General features: G+C 37.4%; 18 protein-coding genes. 6 read left to right on the top strand and 12 right to left on the bottom strand.

The annotated features are described in order from the left end of the window. Nucleotides 1-32: 32 nt before the first annotated feature. The 4 genes from DHW03_RS10135 to DHW03_RS10120 form a co-directional block, all read right to left on the bottom strand. Nucleotides 33-2,732 (bottom strand): M14 family metallopeptidase, encoded by a 2,700-nt coding sequence (locus tag DHW03_RS10135; RefSeq protein ID WP_109925636.1) that lies wholly within the window; start codon nucleotides 2,730-2,732, stop codon nucleotides 33-35. 255 nt (nucleotides 2,733-2,987) lie between these two features. Continuing rightward, nucleotides 2,988-3,797, bottom strand: a complete 810-nt coding sequence (locus DHW03_RS10130) for a phosphatidate cytidylyltransferase (RefSeq protein ID WP_109925634.1) — start codon at nucleotides 3,795-3,797, stop codon at nucleotides 2,988-2,990. Between the two features lie 27 nt (nucleotides 3,798-3,824). Next, complete coding sequence (locus DHW03_RS10125) at nucleotides 3,825-4,031, bottom strand: putative signal transducing protein (protein WP_158526236.1); 207 nt, start codon at nucleotides 4,029-4,031, stop codon at nucleotides 3,825-3,827. After that, complete coding sequence (locus DHW03_RS10120; protein WP_109925630.1) at nucleotides 4,012-4,938, bottom strand: CPBP family intramembrane glutamic endopeptidase; 927 nt, start codon at nucleotides 4,936-4,938, stop codon at nucleotides 4,012-4,014. Before DHW03_RS10120 ends, DHW03_RS10125 begins: the two co-directional genes overlap by 20 nt. A gap of 43 nt (nucleotides 4,939-4,981) precedes the next feature. On the opposite strand from DHW03_RS10120, the gene dusB reads away from it, so the two are divergent. The 3 genes from dusB (at nucleotide 4,982) to DHW03_RS10105 (ending at nucleotide 7,458) form a co-directional block, all read left to right on the top strand. Further along, complete coding sequence (dusB, locus tag DHW03_RS10115; protein ID WP_109925628.1) at nucleotides 4,982-5,989, top strand: tRNA dihydrouridine synthase DusB; 1,008 nt, start codon at nucleotides 4,982-4,984, stop codon at nucleotides 5,987-5,989. Between the two features lie 37 nt (nucleotides 5,990-6,026). Then, nucleotides 6,027-6,413 carry a Co2+/Mg2+ efflux protein ApaG gene (gene apaG, locus DHW03_RS10110; protein WP_109925626.1) on the top strand — a complete coding sequence of 129 codons (387 nt, stop codon included), beginning with the start codon at nucleotides 6,027-6,029 and terminating at the stop codon, nucleotides 6,411-6,413. Nucleotides 6,414-6,531: 118 nt separating this feature from the next. Continuing rightward, nucleotides 6,532-7,458: a hypothetical protein gene (locus DHW03_RS10105; protein WP_109925624.1), complete on the top strand. Its 927-nt coding sequence runs from the start codon at nucleotides 6,532-6,534 to the stop codon at nucleotides 7,456-7,458. Nucleotides 7,459-7,464: 6 nt separating this feature from the next. On the opposite strand, the gene DHW03_RS10100 is transcribed toward DHW03_RS10105, so the two are convergent. The 3 genes from DHW03_RS10100 to DHW03_RS10090 all read right to left on the bottom strand — a co-directional run bounded on the left by DHW03_RS10100 (nucleotide 7,465) and on the right by DHW03_RS10090 (nucleotide 11,122). Further along, nucleotides 7,465-9,951, bottom strand: coding sequence for an Hsp70 family protein (locus tag DHW03_RS10100; RefSeq protein ID WP_109925622.1), 2,487 nt, complete (start codon nucleotides 9,949-9,951; stop codon nucleotides 7,465-7,467). 4 nt (nucleotides 9,952-9,955) lie between these two features. After that, nucleotides 9,956-10,249, bottom strand: coding sequence for a hypothetical protein (locus tag DHW03_RS10095; protein WP_109925620.1), 294 nt, complete (start codon nucleotides 10,247-10,249; stop codon nucleotides 9,956-9,958). A gap of 177 nt (nucleotides 10,250-10,426) precedes the next feature. Further along, on the bottom strand, nucleotides 10,427-11,122 hold the full coding sequence (locus tag DHW03_RS10090; protein WP_109925618.1) for a zinc metallopeptidase: 696 nt from the start codon (nucleotides 11,120-11,122) through the stop codon (nucleotides 10,427-10,429). Nucleotides 11,123-11,203: 81 nt separating this feature from the next. Between DHW03_RS10090 and DHW03_RS10085 the strand changes: the two genes are divergently transcribed. Further along, nucleotides 11,204-12,340 (top strand): NAD(P)/FAD-dependent oxidoreductase, encoded by a 1,137-nt coding sequence (locus tag DHW03_RS10085; protein ID WP_109925616.1) that lies wholly within the window; start codon nucleotides 11,204-11,206, stop codon nucleotides 12,338-12,340. On the opposite strand, the gene DHW03_RS10080 is transcribed toward DHW03_RS10085, so the two are convergent. Both DHW03_RS10080 and purU read right to left on the bottom strand, forming a co-directional pair. Beyond that, a complete protein-coding gene (locus tag DHW03_RS10080; protein ID WP_133248518.1) occupies nucleotides 12,326-13,165 on the bottom strand; it encodes a hypothetical protein in 840 nt (279 codons plus the stop codon). The two genes, DHW03_RS10085 and DHW03_RS10080, sit on opposite strands and share 15 nt — an antisense overlap. A 19-nt stretch (nucleotides 13,166-13,184) precedes the next feature. Continuing rightward, entirely contained in the window at nucleotides 13,185-14,024 is an 840-nt protein-coding gene (gene purU / locus DHW03_RS10075) for a formyltetrahydrofolate deformylase (RefSeq protein ID WP_109926017.1), read from the bottom strand. A gap of 172 nt (nucleotides 14,025-14,196) precedes the next feature. Between purU and rmuC the strand changes: the two genes are divergently transcribed. Further along, nucleotides 14,197-15,567: a DNA recombination protein RmuC gene (gene rmuC / locus DHW03_RS10070; protein WP_109926016.1), complete on the top strand. Its 1,371-nt coding sequence runs from the start codon at nucleotides 14,197-14,199 to the stop codon at nucleotides 15,565-15,567. Between the two features lie 460 nt (nucleotides 15,568-16,027). Here rmuC and thiL read toward each other — a convergent pair whose 3' ends face one another. From thiL to nadA, 3 genes are all read right to left on the bottom strand, one after another. Beyond that, nucleotides 16,028-17,068: a thiamine-phosphate kinase gene (gene thiL, locus DHW03_RS10065; protein ID WP_109925612.1), complete on the bottom strand. Its 1,041-nt coding sequence runs from the start codon at nucleotides 17,066-17,068 to the stop codon at nucleotides 16,028-16,030. 69 nt (nucleotides 17,069-17,137) lie between these two features. Next, nucleotides 17,138-18,370 (bottom strand): dicarboxylate/amino acid:cation symporter, encoded by a 1,233-nt coding sequence (locus tag DHW03_RS10060; protein WP_109925611.1) that lies wholly within the window; start codon nucleotides 18,368-18,370, stop codon nucleotides 17,138-17,140. A gap of 144 nt (nucleotides 18,371-18,514) precedes the next feature. After that, nucleotides 18,515-19,513 carry a quinolinate synthase NadA gene (gene nadA, locus DHW03_RS10055; RefSeq protein WP_109925610.1) on the bottom strand — a complete coding sequence of 333 codons (999 nt, stop codon included), beginning with the start codon at nucleotides 19,511-19,513 and terminating at the stop codon, nucleotides 18,515-18,517. Nucleotides 19,514-19,961: 448 nt separating this feature from the next. Between nadA and nadB the strand changes: the two genes are divergently transcribed. Then, complete coding sequence (gene nadB, locus DHW03_RS10050; RefSeq protein WP_109925608.1) at nucleotides 19,962-21,548, top strand: L-aspartate oxidase; 1,587 nt, start codon at nucleotides 19,962-19,964, stop codon at nucleotides 21,546-21,548. Nucleotides 21,549-21,577: the final 29 nt, after the last annotated feature.

The following is a 21,577-nucleotide window of genomic DNA, read 5'->3' as shown; positions in this document are numbered from 1 at the left end:
TGTAAAGCTACCTAAAAATGGGTAGCTCTACATTATTTATACAACTGATTAAACAAAAGCTTAAATGTACCATGCGTTTGAGCGCGGAAGGTAATTTCTGGGCCAAAAGCATAAAGTGTTCCTTTACCAATTTGGCTCTGGAAACTTGTGATCCCACCCTTCAAATAAGCTTGACCCCAAGCCCATCCACTTCTTAATGGAGCAGCTGAGTTAAACCACATTAATGGCTCAATTTTATAAGCTGATTTAGAATCTTTATCCAATGTAAAAACTGGACTTTCATCAAAATACACATCGGTGAGTTTGCCTAGTCCCCAGTTTGCAGGTTTTTTATCATCAATTTCCGTTTGTAAAACACTTCCAGGTATGTAATATTTTTCATCTGGTAGTTTTTTTTCTTTACCATCAACAATTTCAACTATTGCATTTTTAACAGGCAAAGCCAGTTGATACGCTAAATTGGTGCTGGTGCCCATCGTTACAATCTTTCCTCCCTCTTCTAAAAATTCCTTCAATTCTGGAATCGACTTGCCTGCCGTAATTCTGCCCAATTGTTTTCTAAATTCTTCGGGAATGTCTTCTGCTTTAGGCCCGAAATTACGACTACTTGTACCTTGTGCTTGCACAGGTGGTATTGCACCGCCAACAAACACAATCACATCATATTTGGATTTTAAGTTTCCTGCATCAATATCTTGAGGATAAACCACATCAATTGCATAATGGTACTGCTCCATTATAAAACGAACCCAGCCAGAAGCCATCGATCCACCATAAGTATCCCACAAGGCAATTCGAGCTGTGTTAATTGGAAGTTTCCGTTTAGGTTCAGCACCAATTTGTGCATTCACATTTGCCTTTTGCAAAACTTCCACAGCTTTAGCAGAGGATTTAACATAAAAATCACCAGACTGCTCATCGCGAACGACTGCCAAATTTGCCTTCAATAAATCGTTAACCGCTTTATAAGAATCATTTTGTTTTGAACTTAAAACAAAACCTTTCCCTAAAGGAACTTTGTTTGATGGTGTTAAAAGCGCTCCTATTGGCAATTTCTTGAATGGACCAGAAAAATCGTTTAAAATTCGGTCGAACTTAACATTCATTAAGTAGGCCAAAGTCCAGCCCGCAGCATCGTACGGAGCAACCGGCGGACCACCTGGGTACTTAAAGTCGTTTGGATGATCTTGGGGCTCAAACATATCCAAAACGTGTGGCCTAAAGGCTTGATTGGTTTTTACAACATAACTTCCTTCAGGATATGACTTGCCTTCGACGGTAAAATTTGCCGTTGCCCTTTCAACAACGATTCCAGTTCTGATTAATGCATTTAAAAATTTAATCGCTGTATTGAAATCAGGCTGATTTGCGGAAATGATATAACCTCGCGCATCCCGATTAATAGGGGCCTTCATTACCGTATCGAACGACTTCATGCTCATCTGCCTGCGAGCACCAAAATCAGTATCTCCAGCAGCAGCATTCCCCTTTTCATTCTTGGCTGCCTCATTTATGGCTTCTATTTTCTTGGGTGAAAACGACCAATTATCCTTACTTCCTCTATCAATGGAGTTCTTTCCCATTTGATAAATATTAAATAACAATTCATCGTGATAGCGTTGTGCATAACCTAAAACGGCGTAATTTAATGATACGGAGTAATCTATAGAATTTTTGAAATACCACTTTCTCGGTGTAATTGGGTTTGGAGAATCGCCATTGGGCAGTAATCTTGATGGTACCAATGGAATATCAGAAGGTGTTGGGCTGCCAATAATTTCGGTTAAAAGGCCAACCATATTATGGAAATAGGTTGTGGTGCGAAGGCCCCCATTGTACCAAGTAGAGTAAACCGAGCCACCACGCTGGGTGTAACCAGGTTTATTCTCCACATTCATTCGATTGTGCATTGCCGCCCCTACGGCATCTAAACTGGTTAAAATAGTAGGGTCAAAAACATAATTAAATGGGTCTCGATAGGGTGGCCCAGCAACCACCGTGCCTGCCGGACCTGCCTGGTGGTGATTGTACATAATTTGAGGAATCCACTCAACAAAAAGCTGTCTGCCAATGTTTTGTGTTTCCTTAAGATTAAGCATAAAGAAATCTCTGTTGTTATCGTGGCCAGCATATTTTTCATAAAGCCTTGGTAAAGCACTCAAGCTTCTTTTTTTAGGGTCTTTCTCTCTCATATACCAATTGCTCACCAGTTCTTGTCCATCTGGATTTGCGTGGGTAAAAAGAATAATGACTTGATCCAGAATCCGCATCGTTTCCGGATCCTTTCTCGAAACGAACTCATAAATGGTTTGGATTAACTGATGTGCACCGACAGTTTCTGTTGCATGCAACCCTCCATCAATCCATACCACTGCTTTACCCTCTTCTGCCAATGCTTTTGCTTTTTCAGGCGATATCTCTGCATGGGCAAGTTGTTGTGAAATTTCCTTATAACGAGCTAGGTTTTTCAAATTCTCTGGAGAAGAAACAATCAACATGTATTGGCTTCTGCCTTCTTCGGTTTTGCCAATATCCACCAACTTTACACGATTCGATGCTTCGGCGAGCTTTTTAAAATAGGCTTCGGTTCGAGTGTAGGTAGCCAGTTGATAATCATCGCCAATATTGAAACCAAAGTGCGATTTTGGAGTGGGTATCTCCTGCGCAAATGCAACACTACTGCTAATCATTAAAAAGGCAATACTGAGCTTTTTAAAGTAGTTTTTTATCATAATCGAGATTTGTTTGTTGGTTAATCAAATATAATGTAGAATAACCTCCAAAAATGGCTTGAAGCTAATTTGTTACAAGTGGCGATTGGTTTTTGAATGAGGGAGATTTGAAGCACTGCTCAGGCGCTTAACTGAGCCCTAAAGCCAAAACCTACATAACAATTAAAGTGGGCAGAAAACTAATTTACGCTGGACAAAAGCTAATGTCAAAATACTCCCATCAACGCTAGCGATGAACCGCTCAATAACTAGACATTAGTACAAAATCAAATAAAGATAGGCATACACTACAGGTGCAGCCAAAAGTAAACCATCAAAACGATCGAGTAAGCCACCATGACCAGGCAATAAGCCTCCACTATCTTTGGTATCTAAGCTCCGCTTCAGCATGGATTCAATTAAGTCTCCAAGGGTTCCAAAAGATGCGATTAAAACCGCCATGCCTGCCCAAACAATAACTTGATTCTCGATAAAAATATAAGACAAGCCTACCGCAACTAAAACGCTGGTAAACATGCCGCCAAAGAAACCTTCCCAACTTTTTTTAGGGGAGTGGCGCTCAAATAATTTCCGCTTACCATACTTTACTCCGAACAGATAAGCACCAGTATCATTGGCCCAAAGCATTAGCAAAAAGGCTAGCGGAAAATGGAAGTTGTAATGATTCCAATCCTTTAAAAAACCTAAAGCATGAAAAAAGCAAAAGGGAATGGTTACATAAATGAAGCCCACAAAGGTGTATGAGATGTTGGCAAAGGGAATTTTGTTTTTCTTATACAATTCGCTAATAAAAACAGAAAAGATTAAGGGAATGCAAAGAAGAAGGTATTTTACATCATACTTGAGATAATGTAAGCCTGCCGCCATTAAAAAAATTAGTCCACCAGCAATAAGTCCAATATTTCTGTGTGGCCTAATGCCCGAATTTTTGATCAGCTTATAAAATTCGAAAAGAGATAAGATGCTTAATACGAGATAAAAAGCAGAAAAAGTATAGCTGCCCAAAAAGATGGAGCCAAGCATAACAATAGTAAAAAAGAATGCGGTTATTGCCCGGGTTTTCATTTGTAGAGGAAGTGTTGGATTAAATTTTTATTCAATTTCGTTTTGAACCATGTACTCGATTGCCTTGTCAAAATCAGCTTGATTGACCAATACATTTACTTCGCCGAAATTATAAGCCGCAAGTTGCTTATTAATGGTTACCGCCGGGATTCCGGCTTCAGTTAAACCTTGCTTCAAAACTTCGGCAGCAAATGCATCGCCAGTTGTATATACTTTAACCCAATTTTCGTTCACGTTGTGTATAATCTTTAAAAAATTTAAACAAAGCTATGGTTAATATTACACTAATTGCATAGCCGTACCAAGGAAAACCAATGGCATCATCAGCCCTTTCTAGCGGCATATTGTGTTTTTGCATGTAAAGGGCTACACAAACGGCATATCCATTATTTAAAAAATGTGCCAACATTGCATACCAAATACTCCCGCTATAGTAGTATAAATAACCAAAACCAGCCCCTAAAAGCAGCCTGGGTACAAAGCCATAAAACTGAAAATGAATTGTACTGAAAATTATTGCGGCTGCCCAAATGGCTACATGGTGGTTGCCCAACATTTTGTGTAAAGCACCTTGTAAACCCGCCCTAAAAAATAGTTCCTCGCCAATGGCTGGCAAAACGGCAATCATGATTAAATTAACCACAAAATCCCAATTACTGCGCACCGTGATTAGTTGGATGGTGATTTTCATGGTTTCGTTTTCTGTTTCCTTCATCCATCGCTCTATTCCTTTGAGAAAATCAGGCAAAACCATTTTCTGATTGACAAGTGCCGTCCACTCCATTACCGGCATACTCACAATCATAATAACCAATACAAGAACTAGCGGCAACAGACTCGGCTTTTTAAATCCATAAAACGTGACTGGTGTTTTCCGCTCCGTGTAAGCTAGAGCAATTGGCGGCACAATAAACATTCCAATTGAGCTTAAAATTTGAAACATCTTTAAAGCTGTAATATATTGTGGCGCACCATTCATCATCAGGCTAAAATCACTGAAGATCGTCGTTCCATAAACCAAGAGCACAAGCAATGCCCATAATGCGCTAAACAATGTTGCGCCTACCGCCCAGTAAACACAAAGTAAAAATATTTGCAAAAGCGGATGGCTTTCTCGGTTGATGGGTGTTACAAAATTCATTATTTGTACCTTTGTGTGTTTTATTAATCGTTGAAGATAGAAAATGTCTGTAAAGATAGGAAATATAGATTTGGGAGCGTTCCCATTATTGTTGGCTCCAATGGAGGATGTTAGCGATCCCCCGTTCCGCTTTGTATGTAAGCAAAACGGTGCCGATATGATGTACACCGAATTTATTTCATCCGAAGGCCTAATTCGCGATGCCGCTAAAAGCATTCAAAAGCTTGATATTTTTGAATATGAAAGGCCCATCGGGATTCAGATTTTCGGGGGCGACATCGAACACATGCGAGAAGCTTCAGAAATTGCTTCGCAAGCTGGGCCAGATTTAGTGGATATAAACTATGGCTGTCCAGTAAAAAACGTGGTTTGCAAAGGTGCAGGTTCTAGTTTATTACAGGATATTGACAAAATGGTGAAAATGACCGATGCCGTAGTAAAAGCCTCACATTTACCCGTTACAGTGAAAACCCGATTGGGCTGGGATGACAATACCAAGAATGTTTGTGAGGTTGCAGAAAGACTTCAGGATGTTGGTATCCAGGCCCTTACTATCCACGGACGTACACGAGCACAATTGTACAAAGGCTCTGCAGATTGGACATTAATTAGAGAAATTAAACGAAACCCACGAATCAAAATTCCAATTTTTGGTAATGGTGATGTAGATAGCCCGGAGAAGGCCGCTAACTGGCGCATGGAGTATGAGGTTGATGGGATTATGATTGGCAGAGCGGCGATTGGCTATCCATGGATATTTAGAGAAATTAAACATTTTTTTAAAACCGGAGCGCATTTAGCCGGACCAACAATCGAAGAAAGAATTTCGGTTTGTAGAACTCATCTCGAAAAATCTATCGAGTGGAAAGGCCCTAAAACAGGTGTGTTCGAAATGCGCAGGCACTATGCAAATTATTTTAAAGGCTTGCCAGATTTCAAACCCTATCGTATGAGATTGGTTTCTGAAGGTGATATTAATAACATTTATAGCATTTTAGACGAAGTGGCAGTGAAATTTGCCGATTACGATCCAACAATCGCAATGGCTTGATTTTTGAAAGCATTTTTGTACATTCGTATCAATCAACATGGTTACAGCAATTACAGATGGAGTTAAGGTTTCTGTAGAAACGATTTACCAACCAGAATATTCCAATCCGGCGAACGAGCATTTTATGTTCGCATATCGTGTAGAAATATCCAATCTTTCTGATTATGCTGTTCAATTAATGCGCAGGCAGTGGTCTATCTTTGATTCAAATAGTAGTCGTAGGGAGGTAGAAGGTGAGGGCGTTGTTGGCATTCAACCAATTATTCATCCTGGCGAAACGCATGTGTATGTTTCGGGCTGTAATCTAAAAACCGATATCGGTAGCATGGAAGGCAAGTATTTAATGAAACGTTTAACTGATGATGCTGACTTTGATGTAGATATTCCGAAATTTTTACTCATTGCACCTTACAAATTAAATTAAAGCATACCATCTATCGGTCGTCATATTCAATAGGCTTTAGGTTTTGAGGCTAAATTTTCTTGTTTTATGATAACTTTGTAATTAGCAAGCAGATCTTTAACGCCTCGTACCTTTTAAAATGATTCAGCTCAATCTTTTAGACTTAGCCCAAAAACAGTTTCCCAACTTAAATTTTGATCTTGATGATGACATCATTAAAATCGAAAAAATTTTAAAAGCCGAAGCCAAACTTAACCCACAAGTAAAGATCAATGATATTGAAAATCTGATTACTTTCTTAAGGAATTACCGAGGAAGGTTTATTCCCATTTTAAAGAATAAGAACATCAGCACAATTGTAACTGGCAAGGAAGCAACCATTAATTTCGCCCGTTTCGACCCCGAAAACATCCCCGCAGAAACACTCCATGATTTTGAAGAAGCTTTTTCCAGCAATATTTTAGAATATTTGAGGCAGTGCATTAGAAACAATAAGTGGAACAGTTTAAGAAGCATTTTTATGAACTACACTTTCCTTGTTGGCGATGCAACTAGAGACGAAATTTATCAAATTTTAAAGCTCAAAAATCAAGCGATCATTTCAGCAATTTACAACAACCAGTTTGTTGACTACGTTAAAAACAACTCCTATTGTGCTGATATTCAGTATTATTCTATGTTAAGCACGATAGATCAACATTTTTTTGATGATGATATTTTAGCGATAAATAACATCATTTGCGAAAAACAGAAGACCACCGTACACAATAAAGTTTTTCTTGGCAAAATTCTTTATGCCGCAAGCTATTTTAATGCCTATACAGAAAGTTTAAAAGAAACACTTGAAAATAACCAACAGATTGCCTTGCAATGGGTTTATCCTAACGAAACGATATCTAACAGCTCTTCTACCAGCTCCACAACCATGACAGCTATAGTGATATCCATCATTGTGGTTGTCATCATCATTGCAGTTGCTAGCGGTGCTACTGGAGCTGTCACCCCAATCATACTTTGCATAGGCTTAATTGCCCGATTAATTAATGCCATCAATAGCAGGAGATAATTCCAATTATTTTAAACCCAACGTTCCGTTTTTATCTTCGAAATAGTCTTTTGGTTTAATCTTCAATAAATGATACAGCGCAGAAATTATGGCTTTTAGCTCAATATAATTTTCATTCTTGATTGCTCGTTCTCCGTTTGAAATGTGTTTTCTAGCGACAGATTCGTTCGAGTAATCACTAATTTCTTTGTAAGCATATTGATAAAACAAATTCACGTAAGATTCATCGTGCTGATAATACATTTCATGAGAAATCTTTTGAAGCTCCTTTGTTTTCGATCTAATAATTGATGTTTGGTTTGAATTCAAAAACTGAGCTTCGTTCTTAATGATGTTGTTAAAAACATGTTCAATTTTTGCATTGGGTTTCAAAAGTAAATCTTCTTTAATCTCCGCTTTGTAAGCCTGGTATTCTTCTATTTCGGCAATTACATTTTTCCTTCTCACCAAATCATCATATAGCTGAAATGCTTTGCGCTTCCGCTCATCTATATTATAAATTTTGTCCGTAACCAGGTCATCTTCAATATCAATAAGAGCCTTTAATAGCTCAATGATTTCTAGGCGAAGATCATTCAAACGATCTACAATTTCATGTCGATTATTTATGCTGAACTCTTCAATTTCATAATCGATATTGTTTAAAGATTTTTCGAGTTCTAGCCTTACTTTTGGAATGGAAACTTGCTTTGCTGATGCATTAAATACTTGGCTGATTTCCAGATTTATAGCATCAATGAAAACATTAACCGTTAAATCTCGCGACTCGCTAATCTCGAAATCGATCTCAATATCAGTTCCCTTCAATAAATTTGCAGACAAGTCTGATGCATTAATCTCTAAGTAACCGATACACAAATTACTCGCGGGCGATGTTTCTGCCTTTCCTTCAACGATATTGATGATTAATTGCGCTCCAGAATCCTTCAAAATCGTTTTGGAAACTGTTTTATATATTTTTTTGGAAAGGGGCAGTATGTCGTTCTTTTTAAATATCCGTTCTAAATAAGTAGTTCCTAAGGTGTCATCAACTTCTAAACAAATGTCATTGGGTAATGGCTGCCCAGAGATATTATAAATGCCATGGTTAATGCTTAAATTATCTTGCTCAAACACCAAAACCTGGTGCTTATTAAAGATTTTAACGTGAAAGAAGTTACTGGTTTTGGGTACCAGTTTTAAAAATTCGTTAAACTTAGAGTGGAAGGAAATTAAGCCCGAATCAAAGCCTCCATCGGTGCGGGTTACCCGGTAGTAGCCAGAAAATTCGTTGGGTACAAATCCAGTCAAAAGTTCTTCATTATCTTGAGAATTTACCTCGTAAACCAACTTTACATCTCGCAACTGATCTGGTACTTCTTCTTTAATTTCTGCCTTTTCAGTACTTAAATTCTGCTTCGTTTTGGTGCCTGCGTAGTAACTTGCCCCAACAATTATAGCGGTTGTTGGATCGATGCTCGAATCAACGGTAGATTCAAATTCCTGATGCAGATATTCCTTAACGTATGGTATATAGGTTGTTCCTCCCACCAAAATAATCCGTTCAACCTGTTGGTTAGAGACGTTGTTTTTCTCTAACAGTCGTTTCGTTAACTTAACTGTTTCCTCTACTTTCGGATGAATAAGTTCGTTAAATTGTTGCCTTGTAATTTCAAATTCGATAAACTTGGATGCGAGCTCCAATTCAAGCTCTACATACACACTTTCTTTAATGGATAATTCCTTTTTAGCTTCCTCTGCTCTATACAGCAATTCGAAAAATAGCTTGCTGTAAATTCCTTTTTCGGCGCTAACCATTTGCTTCCACAAGTTATCGGTGCCGAGTTCTTTCTCCAAAATCGGACAAAAAAGATGTTCAAGAATTAAATTATCGATATCTAAGCCCCCCAAGAAGTTATTTCCTTCATGGTCAATCACTTTTAGTTCACGATTATTGATGCTCACCAGGGCTACATCAAAAGTACCACCCCCAAAATCGTAAACCAACCATTTTTTAGATTCATCAATGGAAATATTTTGGGTGTTTGCATAGGCCAAACATGCGGCGATAGGTTCTTGCAATAATAAAACCTCTTGCAAACCCGCACTGTAGCCAGCACTTTTAGTGGCGTTAGATTGAATGGTATCAAAAGATGCGGGGATGGTTATAACTGCCGATGTTGGCTTTTCATCACCCACAAAGTTGATGAGCTCTTTTAAAACCAGTGCGGAAAAATCAATGGCAGTTTTATTTTCTTGGGTAGCGGGAACATGATAGCTGAATTCGCTTCCCATTTTCCGTTTAAAGCTAGAAAACACATTTTCTGGTTGTACTGAGGTTAGTTCCCGGGCTTTATCTCCAACTAAAATACGTCCATTTCGATATGCAATAACAGATGGCAAAGTATCTCTAAAACCTACGGGGTTTTTAAAAATATTGACCTTCCCGGATTGAAATTTTCCGATACCCGAGTTGGTTGTGCCTAAATCTATCCCAAAATTTATGTTTTCCATTCGCTTATTCTACAATTACAACTGCTTTTTGTATCAAGATCCGATTGCCATTTTCATTTTTGTAAATGGTTGGCTTTAAAACCTTTGTGATTTTTAAACTCTGCCCGCTTTCATTTAATATATTTGCTTCAACTGAGGCATCCCGTTCGTCATACGGCTGATGCAGTGGATTGACAACAATATAACCCTCTTGCTCTAGTTCATGGTAGATCCTTTGAAAATTCCGTTTAAACGAGGCAAAATCTTCTGTTTTAATTTTGTTCTCTATCTCAAAAATCTGAGTTATAATATCCTTCATTCGCCGAATTTGATTGCATTAAATGGTTTGACTAATATAGTTTGTTGCCCATAATTTGAAAGATAATTTTTAAAAATAGTTGCGATTTGGGTGTCATTTATTAAAAATCGATGCAAAAAGAAAAAGCGGTCAGGAATAATCCTTAACCGCTTCGTGTATCACAATAGATTAATTTTGTTAATCTCTGGCTCTGCCAAAAAGCATCGATGCATAATAAAGCAAGTTGGCAAGCGCGCCAATAGCAGCTACAACATAAGTCATTGCCGCCCACCAAAGTGCATCTTTTGCCTGCGCGTTTTCTTCTTGCGTTTGCATAACCCCACTGTTATTTTTTAGCCAAGCCAAAGCCCGATTACTTGCATCGAACTCAACTGGCAACGTAATAATACTGAATACGGTTACTAACGCTAAACCCACCACGCCAATGGCTAAAACAATAGGAGTAACCGAAAAGACCAGCAACATAACGCCAAGTAACAGTACCCATTGTAATAAATTCGATGAAATGCTCACTACAGGTACCATAGTGCTTCTTAAATTAAGCCATGTGTATGATTTTGCATGTTGTACCGCATGACCGCACTCGTGTGCTGCTACAGCGGCAGCAGCCACACTTCTACTGTAGTAAACATCTGTACTTAAATTTACGGTTCTATCTGAGGGATTGTAATGGTCTGTAAGCTGTCCTTCCGTACTCATCACTTTCACATCGTATATTCCGTTATCATGTAGCATTCTTTCAGCTACCTCCTTACCCGATAGTCCGGAGCTAAGTTGCATTTCTGCATATTTAGAAAATTTGTTTCTAAAACGCCATTGTACAAACATGCTCAACACTAATACCGGGACGATTATAATTAAATAAACTCCCATTTTTTTGTATGTTTTTCAATACCGATATATCAAAAAGCGTTCCCATATTATTTGATTTGAAAAATATACTAATTTTAGGGTATGGCAAACAACCTTTCATACTGGGAAAAAACTCAATTTTTTAATTTCGATGTGATTATTGTTGGTAGCGGCATAGTGGGTTTAAATGCTGCCATCCATTTAAAAAAATCTGCGCCGAAGTTAAAAATAGCGATACTGGAACGAGGCTTTTTGCCTATGGGTGCAAGTACAAAAAATGCAGGTTTTGCATGCTTTGGAAGCGTTTCTGAATTGATTGAGCAGGAAAAAATAGCGGGTACAGATGCCTTAGCTATTCTTATTGAAAGACGTTGGAAAGGTTTATTAAAATTGCGTGATTTACTCGGCGAGAAAACCATTGATTATCAATGTTTAGGGGGCTACGAATTATTTAGAAAAGATGAAGCCGCTCTTTCAAACCAATGTGTAGCCAAAATTGAACATTTCAATCACCTGATTCGGAATATTGTTGGAGCAGATGCATTCAGTTTAAGCAATACGAAAATAAAAACCTTTGGCTTTAGCGAGGTTGAATGTTTAATCGCTAACCAATACGAAGCGCAAATCGACTCGGGGAAAATGATGCTTTCCTTATTACAACTTGCACAGCAACAAGGCATACTGGTATTTAACAATTGCAAAGTAGATGAGATTCTAAATGTAGATAAGGGTGTTGAGGTACTCACAGATCAAGGTAAATTTATTGCCAAAAAAATTATTGTTGCCACTAATGCTTTTATAAATTCACTTTTGCCAGATTTAGAAATTACACCCGGTAGAGGGCAAGTTTTGATAACGGCACCAATTAAAAATCTTAAAGTAAAAGGCACTTTTCACTATGATAAAGGCTATTACTACTTTAGAAATATAGACAATCGAATTTTACTCGGAGGAGGAAGAAACCTCGATTTTGCAGGGGAGACAACGACAAATTTCGGGCAAACAGAAGCCATACAACAAGCTTTAGAAGAGCTTTTAAAATCGGTTATTTTGCCAGATGTAGAATTTGTAGTGGAGCAGCGTTGGAGTGGAGTTATGGCTTTCGGAAAAGTGCTTGAGCCTCTAATTAAAGAGGTTAGCAACAATGTTTTTTGTGCTACCCGCTGTAATGGAATGGGCATTGCTATTGGCTCGCAAACTGGTGCAGATGTTTCAGAAATGGTTTTAAGGAGTCTGTAATTTTACCATTTCACTTTTCATTTTAGCAACCTTTAGGTCTAAATCGTTTGTAGGTAAAATCCAGCGTTCAAGTTCCATCGACCAGTTTTTAAATTTTTCGGTGTTTTTAATTTTGTAATACTGGAACAGGATGTAATAAGCCATTTCAGCTTTATAGCTTTCGTTAGGGCATTGGGGAAGCGATTCGTGATAGGTTTCTTCGGCTTCCTTTAACCGTCCGGCATTAGTTTTATCAAATACCGTCTGCTTATAATAATCACAATATTTTTCAGTCGCAAATAGAAGCGGGCGGGTAGGCTTGCCCAATTTCTTCATCAAAATCTGGTTCTGAGCATTCGCTCTTTGTATATAAAGACCGGGGTACTGATCATCTCTAAAACTTAATTTATCAAGATACTCCAGAGCTTTTTCAAACTCACCCCATAAATTATAGGTACATGCTAAGCTAAAAAGGCGATCTGTAGATTGGCTTTTATTTTTAAAAAAAGGCAGCCAATTGGGGTTTCCTGATATGTTTAAAACACCGAGTTTTCCTTCGGGAACCAAGGCAACCAAATCTTTAGTGGGCAAGATTCTAAATTTAAGCGTCTTCGCCTTTCTGAGTTCGTAGTTACCATTTTTTATGGAAAAAACCCCCTCAGATTTAAATGTTAATCCTGCAAAATTATCCAGATAAACAAAGCCATAAACGTAGTTACTGTCTTGAACTGTAGGAATTACAACCCACTTATCTTCGCAATCCAATAATTTTTTATCGAATTTTAAATCGGTTTGGGCTTTTGCTCCATACGTTAGAAGCAACAGCAAGATAAGTGGCCATTTCATAATCGGGAAGATTTGTGTGTTACTTAAAGATAATGGTTTTATTACCACTCACAAAAATTCGATCTTCAAAAAGTAATTCCAATGCCTCCAATAAAACCGCTTTCTCAATTTCCTTACCCGCTCTAACCATTTCCTTTACACCAAAGTTATGATCTACATGTGTGGTGTGTTGGGTAATAATTGGGCCTTCATCTAAGTGATCTGTTACAAAGTGTGCCGTAGCACCTATAATTTTTACACCTCTTTCAAAAGCCTGTCGATATGGGTTTGCGCCAATAAATGCTGGTAAAAAAGAGTGGTGAATATTGATGATTTTACCTGCATAGCTTTTTACAAAATCAGCTGATAGGATTCTCATAAATTTAGCGAGCACCAGATAATCTACTTCAAAGCCATCGATAATATGCTTAATCTCGTTTTCAAATTGAGATTTGTCCTTCTCTAAATGGCTAACATGAAAATATGGAATACCCATTTTCTCGGTAAAATCTCTGAGCTCCTCATAGTTGCCAATAACACATTGAACGTTTGCACCAAGGGTTTTAAATTGATTTTTAATTAAAATTTCCGCTAAACAGTGATATTCCTTCGTCACTAAAACAGCTATTTGCTTTTCCTTTTTGGTTACTAAATCTACCTGTGCGGTTTTGGGTAGGCATTCCAAAAGCCTTTGCCTAAGCTGGTCTGTTTCAAACATCATACCCGTACAAGCAATTCTGGTAAAGAAGGATTTATTTGCCTCATCTACAAATTCTCGCATGGCGATAATATTTAATTGATGAGCCGCTAAAACACTGGTGATGCTGGTTACTAAACCCACTTGATCGGGGCAGGAGATGAGAATTGTTAATTCATTCATTTGCATAATCTAAAAAATCAATTATAAACATTAAATCATAATCAGCCTTAAATTTTTGTATTTATTTTATCGCATTGATGCCAAGATAGCCTTTCCTTCTCACTTCACTTATTACCAAAATAATTTGCCAATTTTGTTTTAAATGTTGATTTTTACTAAATTTTTTATCATTATGGAAATAGCGTCGGTTGTACTTCTTGTTGTCGTTTTAATTGTTTTGATCCTTCTTTTTATCAAGAAACCCCAATCCACCCAAAATTTATTATCTGTAGAAGATTTTGAAAAAATTAAAGCCGAAAATGATCTTCTGAAAATAAATTTAGCTAAAGCAGAAGAGCGCTCTAATGGCTTGTCTCAAGAGAAAGAGCACATCACCCTTTTGTTAAAGCAAGAACAACAACGTTTAATTGAAGAATTACAAATGGAACGCGATCGCTTAGCTGATGCCAACCGAGAACTGGAAAGTACGCGTTCATTTTACACTGCCGAAAAAGAAAAACTGGCCGAACAAAAGCTGAGTTATCAGCAATCACAAGAAAAATTGAATAAAGATTTCGAACTGATTGCCAATAAAATCTTGGAAGAAAAATCGAACAGATTTGTGGAGCAGAACAGGACAAATTTAGATTTGATTTTAAATCCTTTAAAAGAAAATATAAAAGCATTTGAAGAAAAGGTAGAAAAAGTTTACAAAGCCGAATCCGACGAAAGAAACATTTTAAAAGGTGTTATTTCCGAACTTCAAATTCAAAGTAAACTCATCCAAGAAGACGCCAATAACCTAACTAAAGCCTTAAAAGGCGATAATAAAAGACAGGGAAACTGGGGCGAGGTAATTCTGGAAAAGGTACTGGAACGGTCTGGGTTGGTGAGAGATCAAGAATATCGAATTCAAGCTTCCCATACTTCTGGTGAAGGCGGGCGTTACCAGCCAGATGTTGTGATAGATTTGCCAGACGATAAACACCTTGTTATTGACGCCAAGGTGAGTTTGGTGGCTTATGAACGATCTGTATCAGCGGAGACCGAACAAGAGCGTGACGGCTATGTAAAGGCGCATCTGGCGTCAATTAAGAATCACATCCAAGAGCTATCTTCAAAAAACTATCAAGATTTATATAAAATCAATTCTCCAGATTTTGTTTTGCTATTTGTACCTATCGAATCTTCCTTTAGCATAGCGGTACAAAAAGATGCAGAATTGTTCAACTTCGCATGGGATAGAAGGGTAGTTATTGTAAGTCCTTCTACCTTATTGGCTACATTACGCACCATTGCCAGTATGTGGAAACAAGAACGACAAAATCGAAATGTTATGGAAATTGCCAGACTCAGCGGCTCGATGTACGATAAATTTGTTGGTTTTGTTGCCGATATGGAAAACATTGGCAAACACATTAAAAATGGGCAAGATGCCTATGATAAGGCCATAAATAAATTATCTGTTGGCGCCGGTAATTTAACCAATACATCAGAAAAGATTAAAAAATTGGGTGCTAAAGCAACCAAGCAAATTGATATTAAATATCTAGAGGAAGATTAATGATTTTGGGGTGTATCATAAACCAAAGCATCTATAGCGGACAAAATTCTATCTCGAGCCATATAAAACAGAAAGGACACAAAAGTAGCGATGAAAGATTTACAGGCAAAAATTGCCTTTTAAAGTGATTGTGCTTTGAGTTGGAAATACTATTATGCTATCAAAGCATCAATTCTCGCACGTCAACGTTGAGCCTTTCCTTTTGTGTCTTAGTTTCTATAACATATAAAACTCCATATTTTCACCACGAAAACACAGAATTAGTATATTAAACCAACCGACATTTAAATTGCCGTTTGCTTTGCATGTTCTTAGGTTGATTTAAGTGATTCAAAATTTGTTTGCCAACTTTTTCTGAATCATGACACAACCTGATGAATTGTGTTTAAAAAATGCTTATATGAATTTATTTCATGCTCCCTAGCTTTTGTAAAGGATATTTTTATCTCTCCAACTCACGTTATTTATTAAACGCATTCCAACCCTGAGCTTTCAACTCATGTACTTTTTCTGATTTTGAAACCATTTTACATCCAGAGTTTTTATCAGTAACATGACCAATCACGGTAATATCAACATCATGCTTTAGCTTTTTATAATCTTCTTGACTGATGGTAAACAACAATTCGTAATCTTCACCACCACTCAATGCACAAACGGTCGGATCTAAGCCCAACTCGCGAGCCGTTTCATAAGTCATTGGATCCAACGGAATCTTCTCTTCATAGATGGTTATGCCCTTGTCAGACTGTTCTGCTAAGTGCAAAATTTCTGAAGCCAAACCATCAGAAACATCAATCATAGCTGTTGGCTTAATGTTCATGTCTTCCAAAAGTGCAACGATATCCACGCGGGCTTCTGGCTTTAATTGCCGCTCGATGATGTAATCTTTTCCCTCCAAATCAGGTTGGATTTGTGGGTTTTCGAGATAAATTAACTTTTCTCTTTCTAATATTTGAAGTCCTAAATATGCACCGCCTAAATCTCCAGAAACGCAAAGTAAGTCATGCTCCTGTGCCCCATTTCTATATACAACCTTATCCGCATCTGCATAGCCAATACTGGTTATGCTGATTACCAAACCTTGCTTGCTTGATGACGTGTCTCCACCGATTAAATCGATATTGTATTTGTTACAGGCCAGTTCGATACCTTTATAAAGTTCTTCAACGGCCTCCAACGGAAATTTACTCGATAAACCAAGTGATACTGTTATTTGACTGGCCTTACCGTTCATTGCATAAATATCACTCAAATTTACTTGCACCGCTTTATAACCTAGGTGCATTAAAGGCACATAAGCCAAATCGAAATGGATTCCTTCTAAGAGTAGATCGGTAGAAATTAAGGTTTGTTTCCCTTTGCTGTCTAAAACGGCAGCATCATCGCCAACGCCCTTAACCGAGTATTCATTCTTTATTTTGAAATTGGTGGTGAGGTGTTTTATCAAGCCAAATTCACCTAATTCATTAATATCCGTGCGCTCTTTATTTTCAAACATATTTTTTCGTTTTGCAATAGAGGGGCGAAGCCCCTGATTTTATTTTTTTAATCATCTGATGTTCCAGCCTTATGTATCATGGCTTTGCATCCAATTTTTTCCTTCAGTAAATCTGGCTATTAACATCGCTGCAACGTTATCCCCCGTAGCATTTAACAAAGTTGCCATTGGATCAACCAAGGTACCAATAATCATTGCCGGAGGCAATGCTTCTGGTGGTAGCTGGTAAGCCGAAATCATCAGTAATTCGCCAATATAACCACCATTAGGGATTCCACCCTCTACGATACTAACCAAAACCGTAATACCTAAGGCTAAAATTATCGTATCTACATGCACCAAATCTTTTCCAAAAATGGCAAATACAACCGCGATTTTAACAATGGAACTGATACTTGATCCATCTTTATGCAAAGTTGCACCCAGTGGGATGGTTACATTTGTGATATAAGCCGGAACACCCATTTTAGAAGTGCCATCTAAATTTGCAGGTATAGTTGCTATACTGCTACACGTTCCAATAGAGGTTAAAGAAGGCACAATATTGTTTTTCCAAAAAACTTTAATGGCTTTAAAACCGCCTGCAACAAAAGCATATAGCGTAAAGAAGAAAATAAAATAGAATGCCCCTACACCATAATACAAACCTAAAGCTTTACCATAAGTACCGAATAGTTGTGGTCCGAAAACACCAACTTGGTAAGCAAAATAGGCACCCAAGCCGATTGGTCCTAGTTTCATAATTAAGATGATGAGTTTCTTCATCACCTCATTGCCAGAAACCAAAAAGCTTTTAAAACCATCACCATCCTTACCAGAATATAAAGTAGAAAAGCCCACTAAAACTGAGAAAATAATCAGGGCCAGCATGTTTTTCCGACTTCCAATTTCGAAAAATTCTCCAACAGTTAACAGTTGAGTCATTTGTTCTCCAAACGATTGGATTTTTGTTTCTTCTGTAGGTAAAGGATTATTCCCTAAAGCTTGATGAATTGGAAATAACCAGGTGGCCACTAGTGTTAAAACTGCAGAAATTATGATTGTTGATAGAAAAACCAATACCATTACAGTAAGCAGTTTTCCTAACTTTTTACTTCTATCTATATTCGCGATGGCTGATGACACCGCAAAAAATACCAGTGGAATTACTGCTGTAAACAACAGATTCAAAAATATATCGCCAAGTGGCTTTATACTTTCAACCCTTTTCCCAAAAATTAAACCAACAATACTTCCAACAGCAATTCCTGCCAGAAGCCATAATAGGCCAGAATAATTTTTTAGGACGTTGTTTTTTTCCATTGTTTTAGTTAATCCAGTATTGTTTTCTACCTCAAAGTAGCTATAGTCAGCCGTAACCTCTTGTAGCGTTTTTAAGCAAAGCGGCTACGTTGAAAAATGCTGAGTTAAATTCATCAAGACTGCCGCCTTAAACTATATTCCTTTCTACAAGCCCAATTCTGCTGAAATATCCAACATCCTTTGAATCGGTTTACGTGCTTGTTCTATAATATTTGCTGGTACAGTTACTTCTGGTAAACCATTTTTAATACATAAATATAGTTTTTCTAACGTATTTCTTTTCATGTACGGGCAATCGTTACAAGCACAACTGTTATTTGGAGGTGCTGGGATGAAAGTTTTTGTAGGATTTGCCTTTTCCATTTGATGGATAATGCCACTTTCTGTAGCTACGATAAATTCGGTAGCTGGATTGGTGATCGTGTATTTTAACAATCCAGTGGTCGATCCAATATAGTCGGCCATTTTTAAAACTACCTCCTCACATTCTGGATGTGCAATAAATTTTGCCTGGGGATGACGTTCTTTTAATCTGGTAATCTTTTCCTGCGAAAAAATTTCATGTACCATACAGGCACCATTCCAAAGCACTAAATCTCGTCCTGTTTTTTTAGCTACGTAAGCACCTAAATTCCGGTCGGGGCCAAAGATAATTTTTTGATCTTTTGGTAAACTTTCAACAATTTGAACCGCGTTTGTGGAAGTACAAACAATATCGCTTAAAGCTTTCAGTTCAGCTGTACAATTCACATAAGTAATCACCAAATGATCGGGATATTTCTCTTTAAATTTTTTAAATAAGTGTGGCGGACAACTATCAGCAAGTGAACAACCCGCCTTAACATCGGGCAATAGAACCTTTTTGGATGGCGATAAAATCTTTGCTGTTTCTGCCATAAAATGCACCCCAGCAAACACAATCACATCAGCATCTGTTTTTGCTGCTTCTTGAGATAACCCTAAACTATCACCAATGTAATCAGCAATATCTTGTATATCAGGCTCTTGGTAATAATGAGCCAGAATGATTGCATTCTTTTCTTTCTTTAATTTCTCAATCTCAACAAAAAGGTCAAGGGTTGGATCTATTTCCTCTTCTACAAATCCCTTTTTATTTATTTCTTCTAAGACATCGATGTTCATTACTAATTTTCCTTTTTTGAATTTTGACGGTGACCAAAGATAAAGCTTTCCACGTCTCAATAATTAATAAGTATTTTAATTTAAATAAATCTTGTTTGTTTATTAGTGTGTTGGTAATGTTGGCAAGTTTCCAAAAAAAGTTCTTTTATGTAAGTTGTTAATCGTTTACTAACATTTAGATTACATTTTTGTAATATGATAAGATTCATTTACAGCACAATACAAAAACGACTTAAATTTTATCAATATTGGAATGTTAATTGTTTGTAAGTGGGTAAAAAGTTAATTACTTATGCAAAGGTGCTTAAAAATTGGGTAAAAGATTGTGGCAAATTGTCTTTTTAGAGTAGCTTTAAACATTCAAATTTATTTGTTAGTATAATTTAGACATAGAGTTAACACTTATCACACAGTTGTTAACATCGTTAGTAATTAAAGGTTTTAATTGATGAGAAAAGTAGATTTTCTGGTAATAGGTTCAGGCATAGCGGGTTTAAGTTTTGCATTAAAAGCAGCCAAGTTTGGCAAGGTATTAATCGTTACCAAATCAAATGAAGATGAATCCAATACAAAGTATGCTCAGGGTGGCGTTGCAGTTGTTGTTGATAAGGGAGATTCTTTCGAAAAACACATAGAAGATACGCTCATTGCTGGCGATGGGTTGTGCGATGAAAAGATTGTGGAAATTGTTGTAAAAGAGGGTCCTAAACGTATTCAAGAGATTATCGACTACGGTATTAATTTCGATAAAGATAACGCTGGTTTCTATGATTTAGCCAAAGAGGGTGGTCATTCAGAGCATCGTGTTTTGCACTATAAAGACATTACCGGTTACGAAATTGAACGTGTGCTTTTAAAGGAAATACACAAGAATCCAAACATAGAGATATTAACACATTACTTCGCGCTTGAGTTAATTACCCAGCACCACCTTGGTGAATTTGTTGATAAACGTACCGAAGATATTAACTGTTACGGCATATACGCCTTTAACACAGAGCTTAACGATGTGGAAAAGATCTTGGCAAGTGTTACAGTGATGGCTTCTGGAGGTGCTGGTCATGTGTATTCGGCCACAACTAATCCGGTTATTGCTACTGGCGATGGTATGGCAATGGTTTATCGTGCAAAAGGAAAAGTTCGAAATATGGAATTTATTCAGTTCCATCCAACCGCTTTATATCATCCTGGAGAGTATCCATCCTTTCTAATTTCCGAAGCCGTTAGGGGTTTTGGTGGCATACTTCGCCGAAAAAATGGCGAGGAATTTATGCAAGAATATGATGAAAGAAAATCTTTAGCGCCTCGTGATATTGTGGCCAGAGCTGTGGATAATGAGATGAAGAAATCTGGTGATGACTTTGTTTATCTGGACATTACGATGCGAAGCAAAGAAGATATTTTGAAACATTTTCCCAATATTTACGCCAAATGTTTGTCTATAGGAATAGATATGACGAAGGATTTCATACCTGTAACACCTGCATCTCATTATATGTGTGGTGGAATCATGGTTGATGAGTATGGTCGTTCATCGATCAAAAATCTTTATGCTTGTGGTGAAGTATCATCAACAGGTTTGCATGGAGCTAACAGATTGGCCTCCAATTCTTTATTAGAAGCTACTGTATTTGCACATCGAATTTTTCAGGATGCCGTAGAAAACTTTAAGCAAAATGTTATTCCAGAAAATATCCCTGAATGGAATTCAAATGGGGTTACACAAAGTAATGAGGATGTTTTGGTAACGCATAACTTAAGAGAATTGCAGAAGGTTATGGGTGACTATGTTGGTATTGTACGCTCAGATTTCAGACTAGAACGGGCGCACAGAAGATTATTTTTAATCCATCAGGAAACTGAGGAATTTTATAAAAAGAATAAGGTATCGGTTAAACTCTGCGAGTTGAGAAACGTCATTCAAACAGCTTATTTGGTTATCAAATCTGCTATGCAGAGAAAAGAAAGTAGGGGACTGCACTTTACGACTGATTATCCTAACCATGCCAACGAGTTGATTGATACTGTATTTTAATACCTATACACACATCAAGCTAAACTGGT

Origin of the sequence: Pedobacter yonginensis (assembly GCF_003173595.1) — a bacterium.
Classification (GTDB): domain Bacteria; phylum Bacteroidota; class Bacteroidia; order Sphingobacteriales; family Sphingobacteriaceae; genus Pedobacter; species Pedobacter yonginense.
Note: the sequence above shows the minus strand (reverse complement) of the source record. Positions and strands in the feature narration are given on the sequence as shown.

Bases quoted from the DNA above. Each gene is read 5' to 3' on its own strand.
- DHW03_RS10135 (WP_109925636.1), bottom strand. From the start codon at position 2,732: ATGATAAAAAACTACTTTAAAAAGCTCAGTATTGCCTTTTTAATGATT.
- DHW03_RS10130 (WP_109925634.1), bottom strand. From the start codon at position 3,797: ATGAAAACCCGGGCAATAACCGCATTCTTTTTTACTATTGTTATGCTT.
- DHW03_RS10120 (WP_109925630.1), bottom strand. From the start codon at position 4,938: ATGAATTTTGTAACACCCATCAACCGAGAAAGCCATCCGCTTTTGCAA.
- dusB (WP_109925628.1), top strand. From the start codon at position 4,982: ATGTCTGTAAAGATAGGAAATATAGATTTGGGAGCGTTCCCATTATTG.
- apaG (WP_109925626.1), top strand. From the start codon at position 6,027: ATGGTTACAGCAATTACAGATGGAGTTAAGGTTTCTGTAGAAACGATT.
- DHW03_RS10105 (WP_109925624.1), top strand. From the start codon at position 6,532: ATGATTCAGCTCAATCTTTTAGACTTAGCCCAAAAACAGTTTCCCAAC.
- DHW03_RS10100 (WP_109925622.1), bottom strand. From the start codon at position 9,951: ATGGAAAACATAAATTTTGGGATAGATTTAGGCACAACCAACTCGGGT.
- DHW03_RS10095 (WP_109925620.1), bottom strand. From the start codon at position 10,249: ATGAAGGATATTATAACTCAGATTTTTGAGATAGAGAACAAAATTAAA.
- DHW03_RS10090 (WP_109925618.1), bottom strand. From the start codon at position 11,122: ATGGGAGTTTATTTAATTATAATCGTCCCGGTATTAGTGTTGAGCATG.
- DHW03_RS10085 (WP_109925616.1), top strand. From the start codon at position 11,204: ATGGCAAACAACCTTTCATACTGGGAAAAAACTCAATTTTTTAATTTC.
- DHW03_RS10080 (WP_133248518.1), bottom strand. From the start codon at position 13,165: ATGAAATGGCCACTTATCTTGCTGTTGCTTCTAACGTATGGAGCAAAA.
- purU (WP_109926017.1), bottom strand. From the start codon at position 14,024: ATGAATGAATTAACAATTCTCATCTCCTGCCCCGATCAAGTGGGTTTA.
- rmuC (WP_109926016.1), top strand. From the start codon at position 14,197: ATGGAAATAGCGTCGGTTGTACTTCTTGTTGTCGTTTTAATTGTTTTG.
- thiL (WP_109925612.1), bottom strand. From the start codon at position 17,068: ATGTTTGAAAATAAAGAGCGCACGGATATTAATGAATTAGGTGAATTT.
- DHW03_RS10060 (WP_109925611.1), bottom strand. From the start codon at position 18,370: ATGGAAAAAAACAACGTCCTAAAAAATTATTCTGGCCTATTATGGCTT.
- nadA (WP_109925610.1), bottom strand. From the start codon at position 19,513: ATGAACATCGATGTCTTAGAAGAAATAAATAAAAAGGGATTTGTAGAA.
- nadB (WP_109925608.1), top strand. From the start codon at position 19,962: ATGAGAAAAGTAGATTTTCTGGTAATAGGTTCAGGCATAGCGGGTTTA.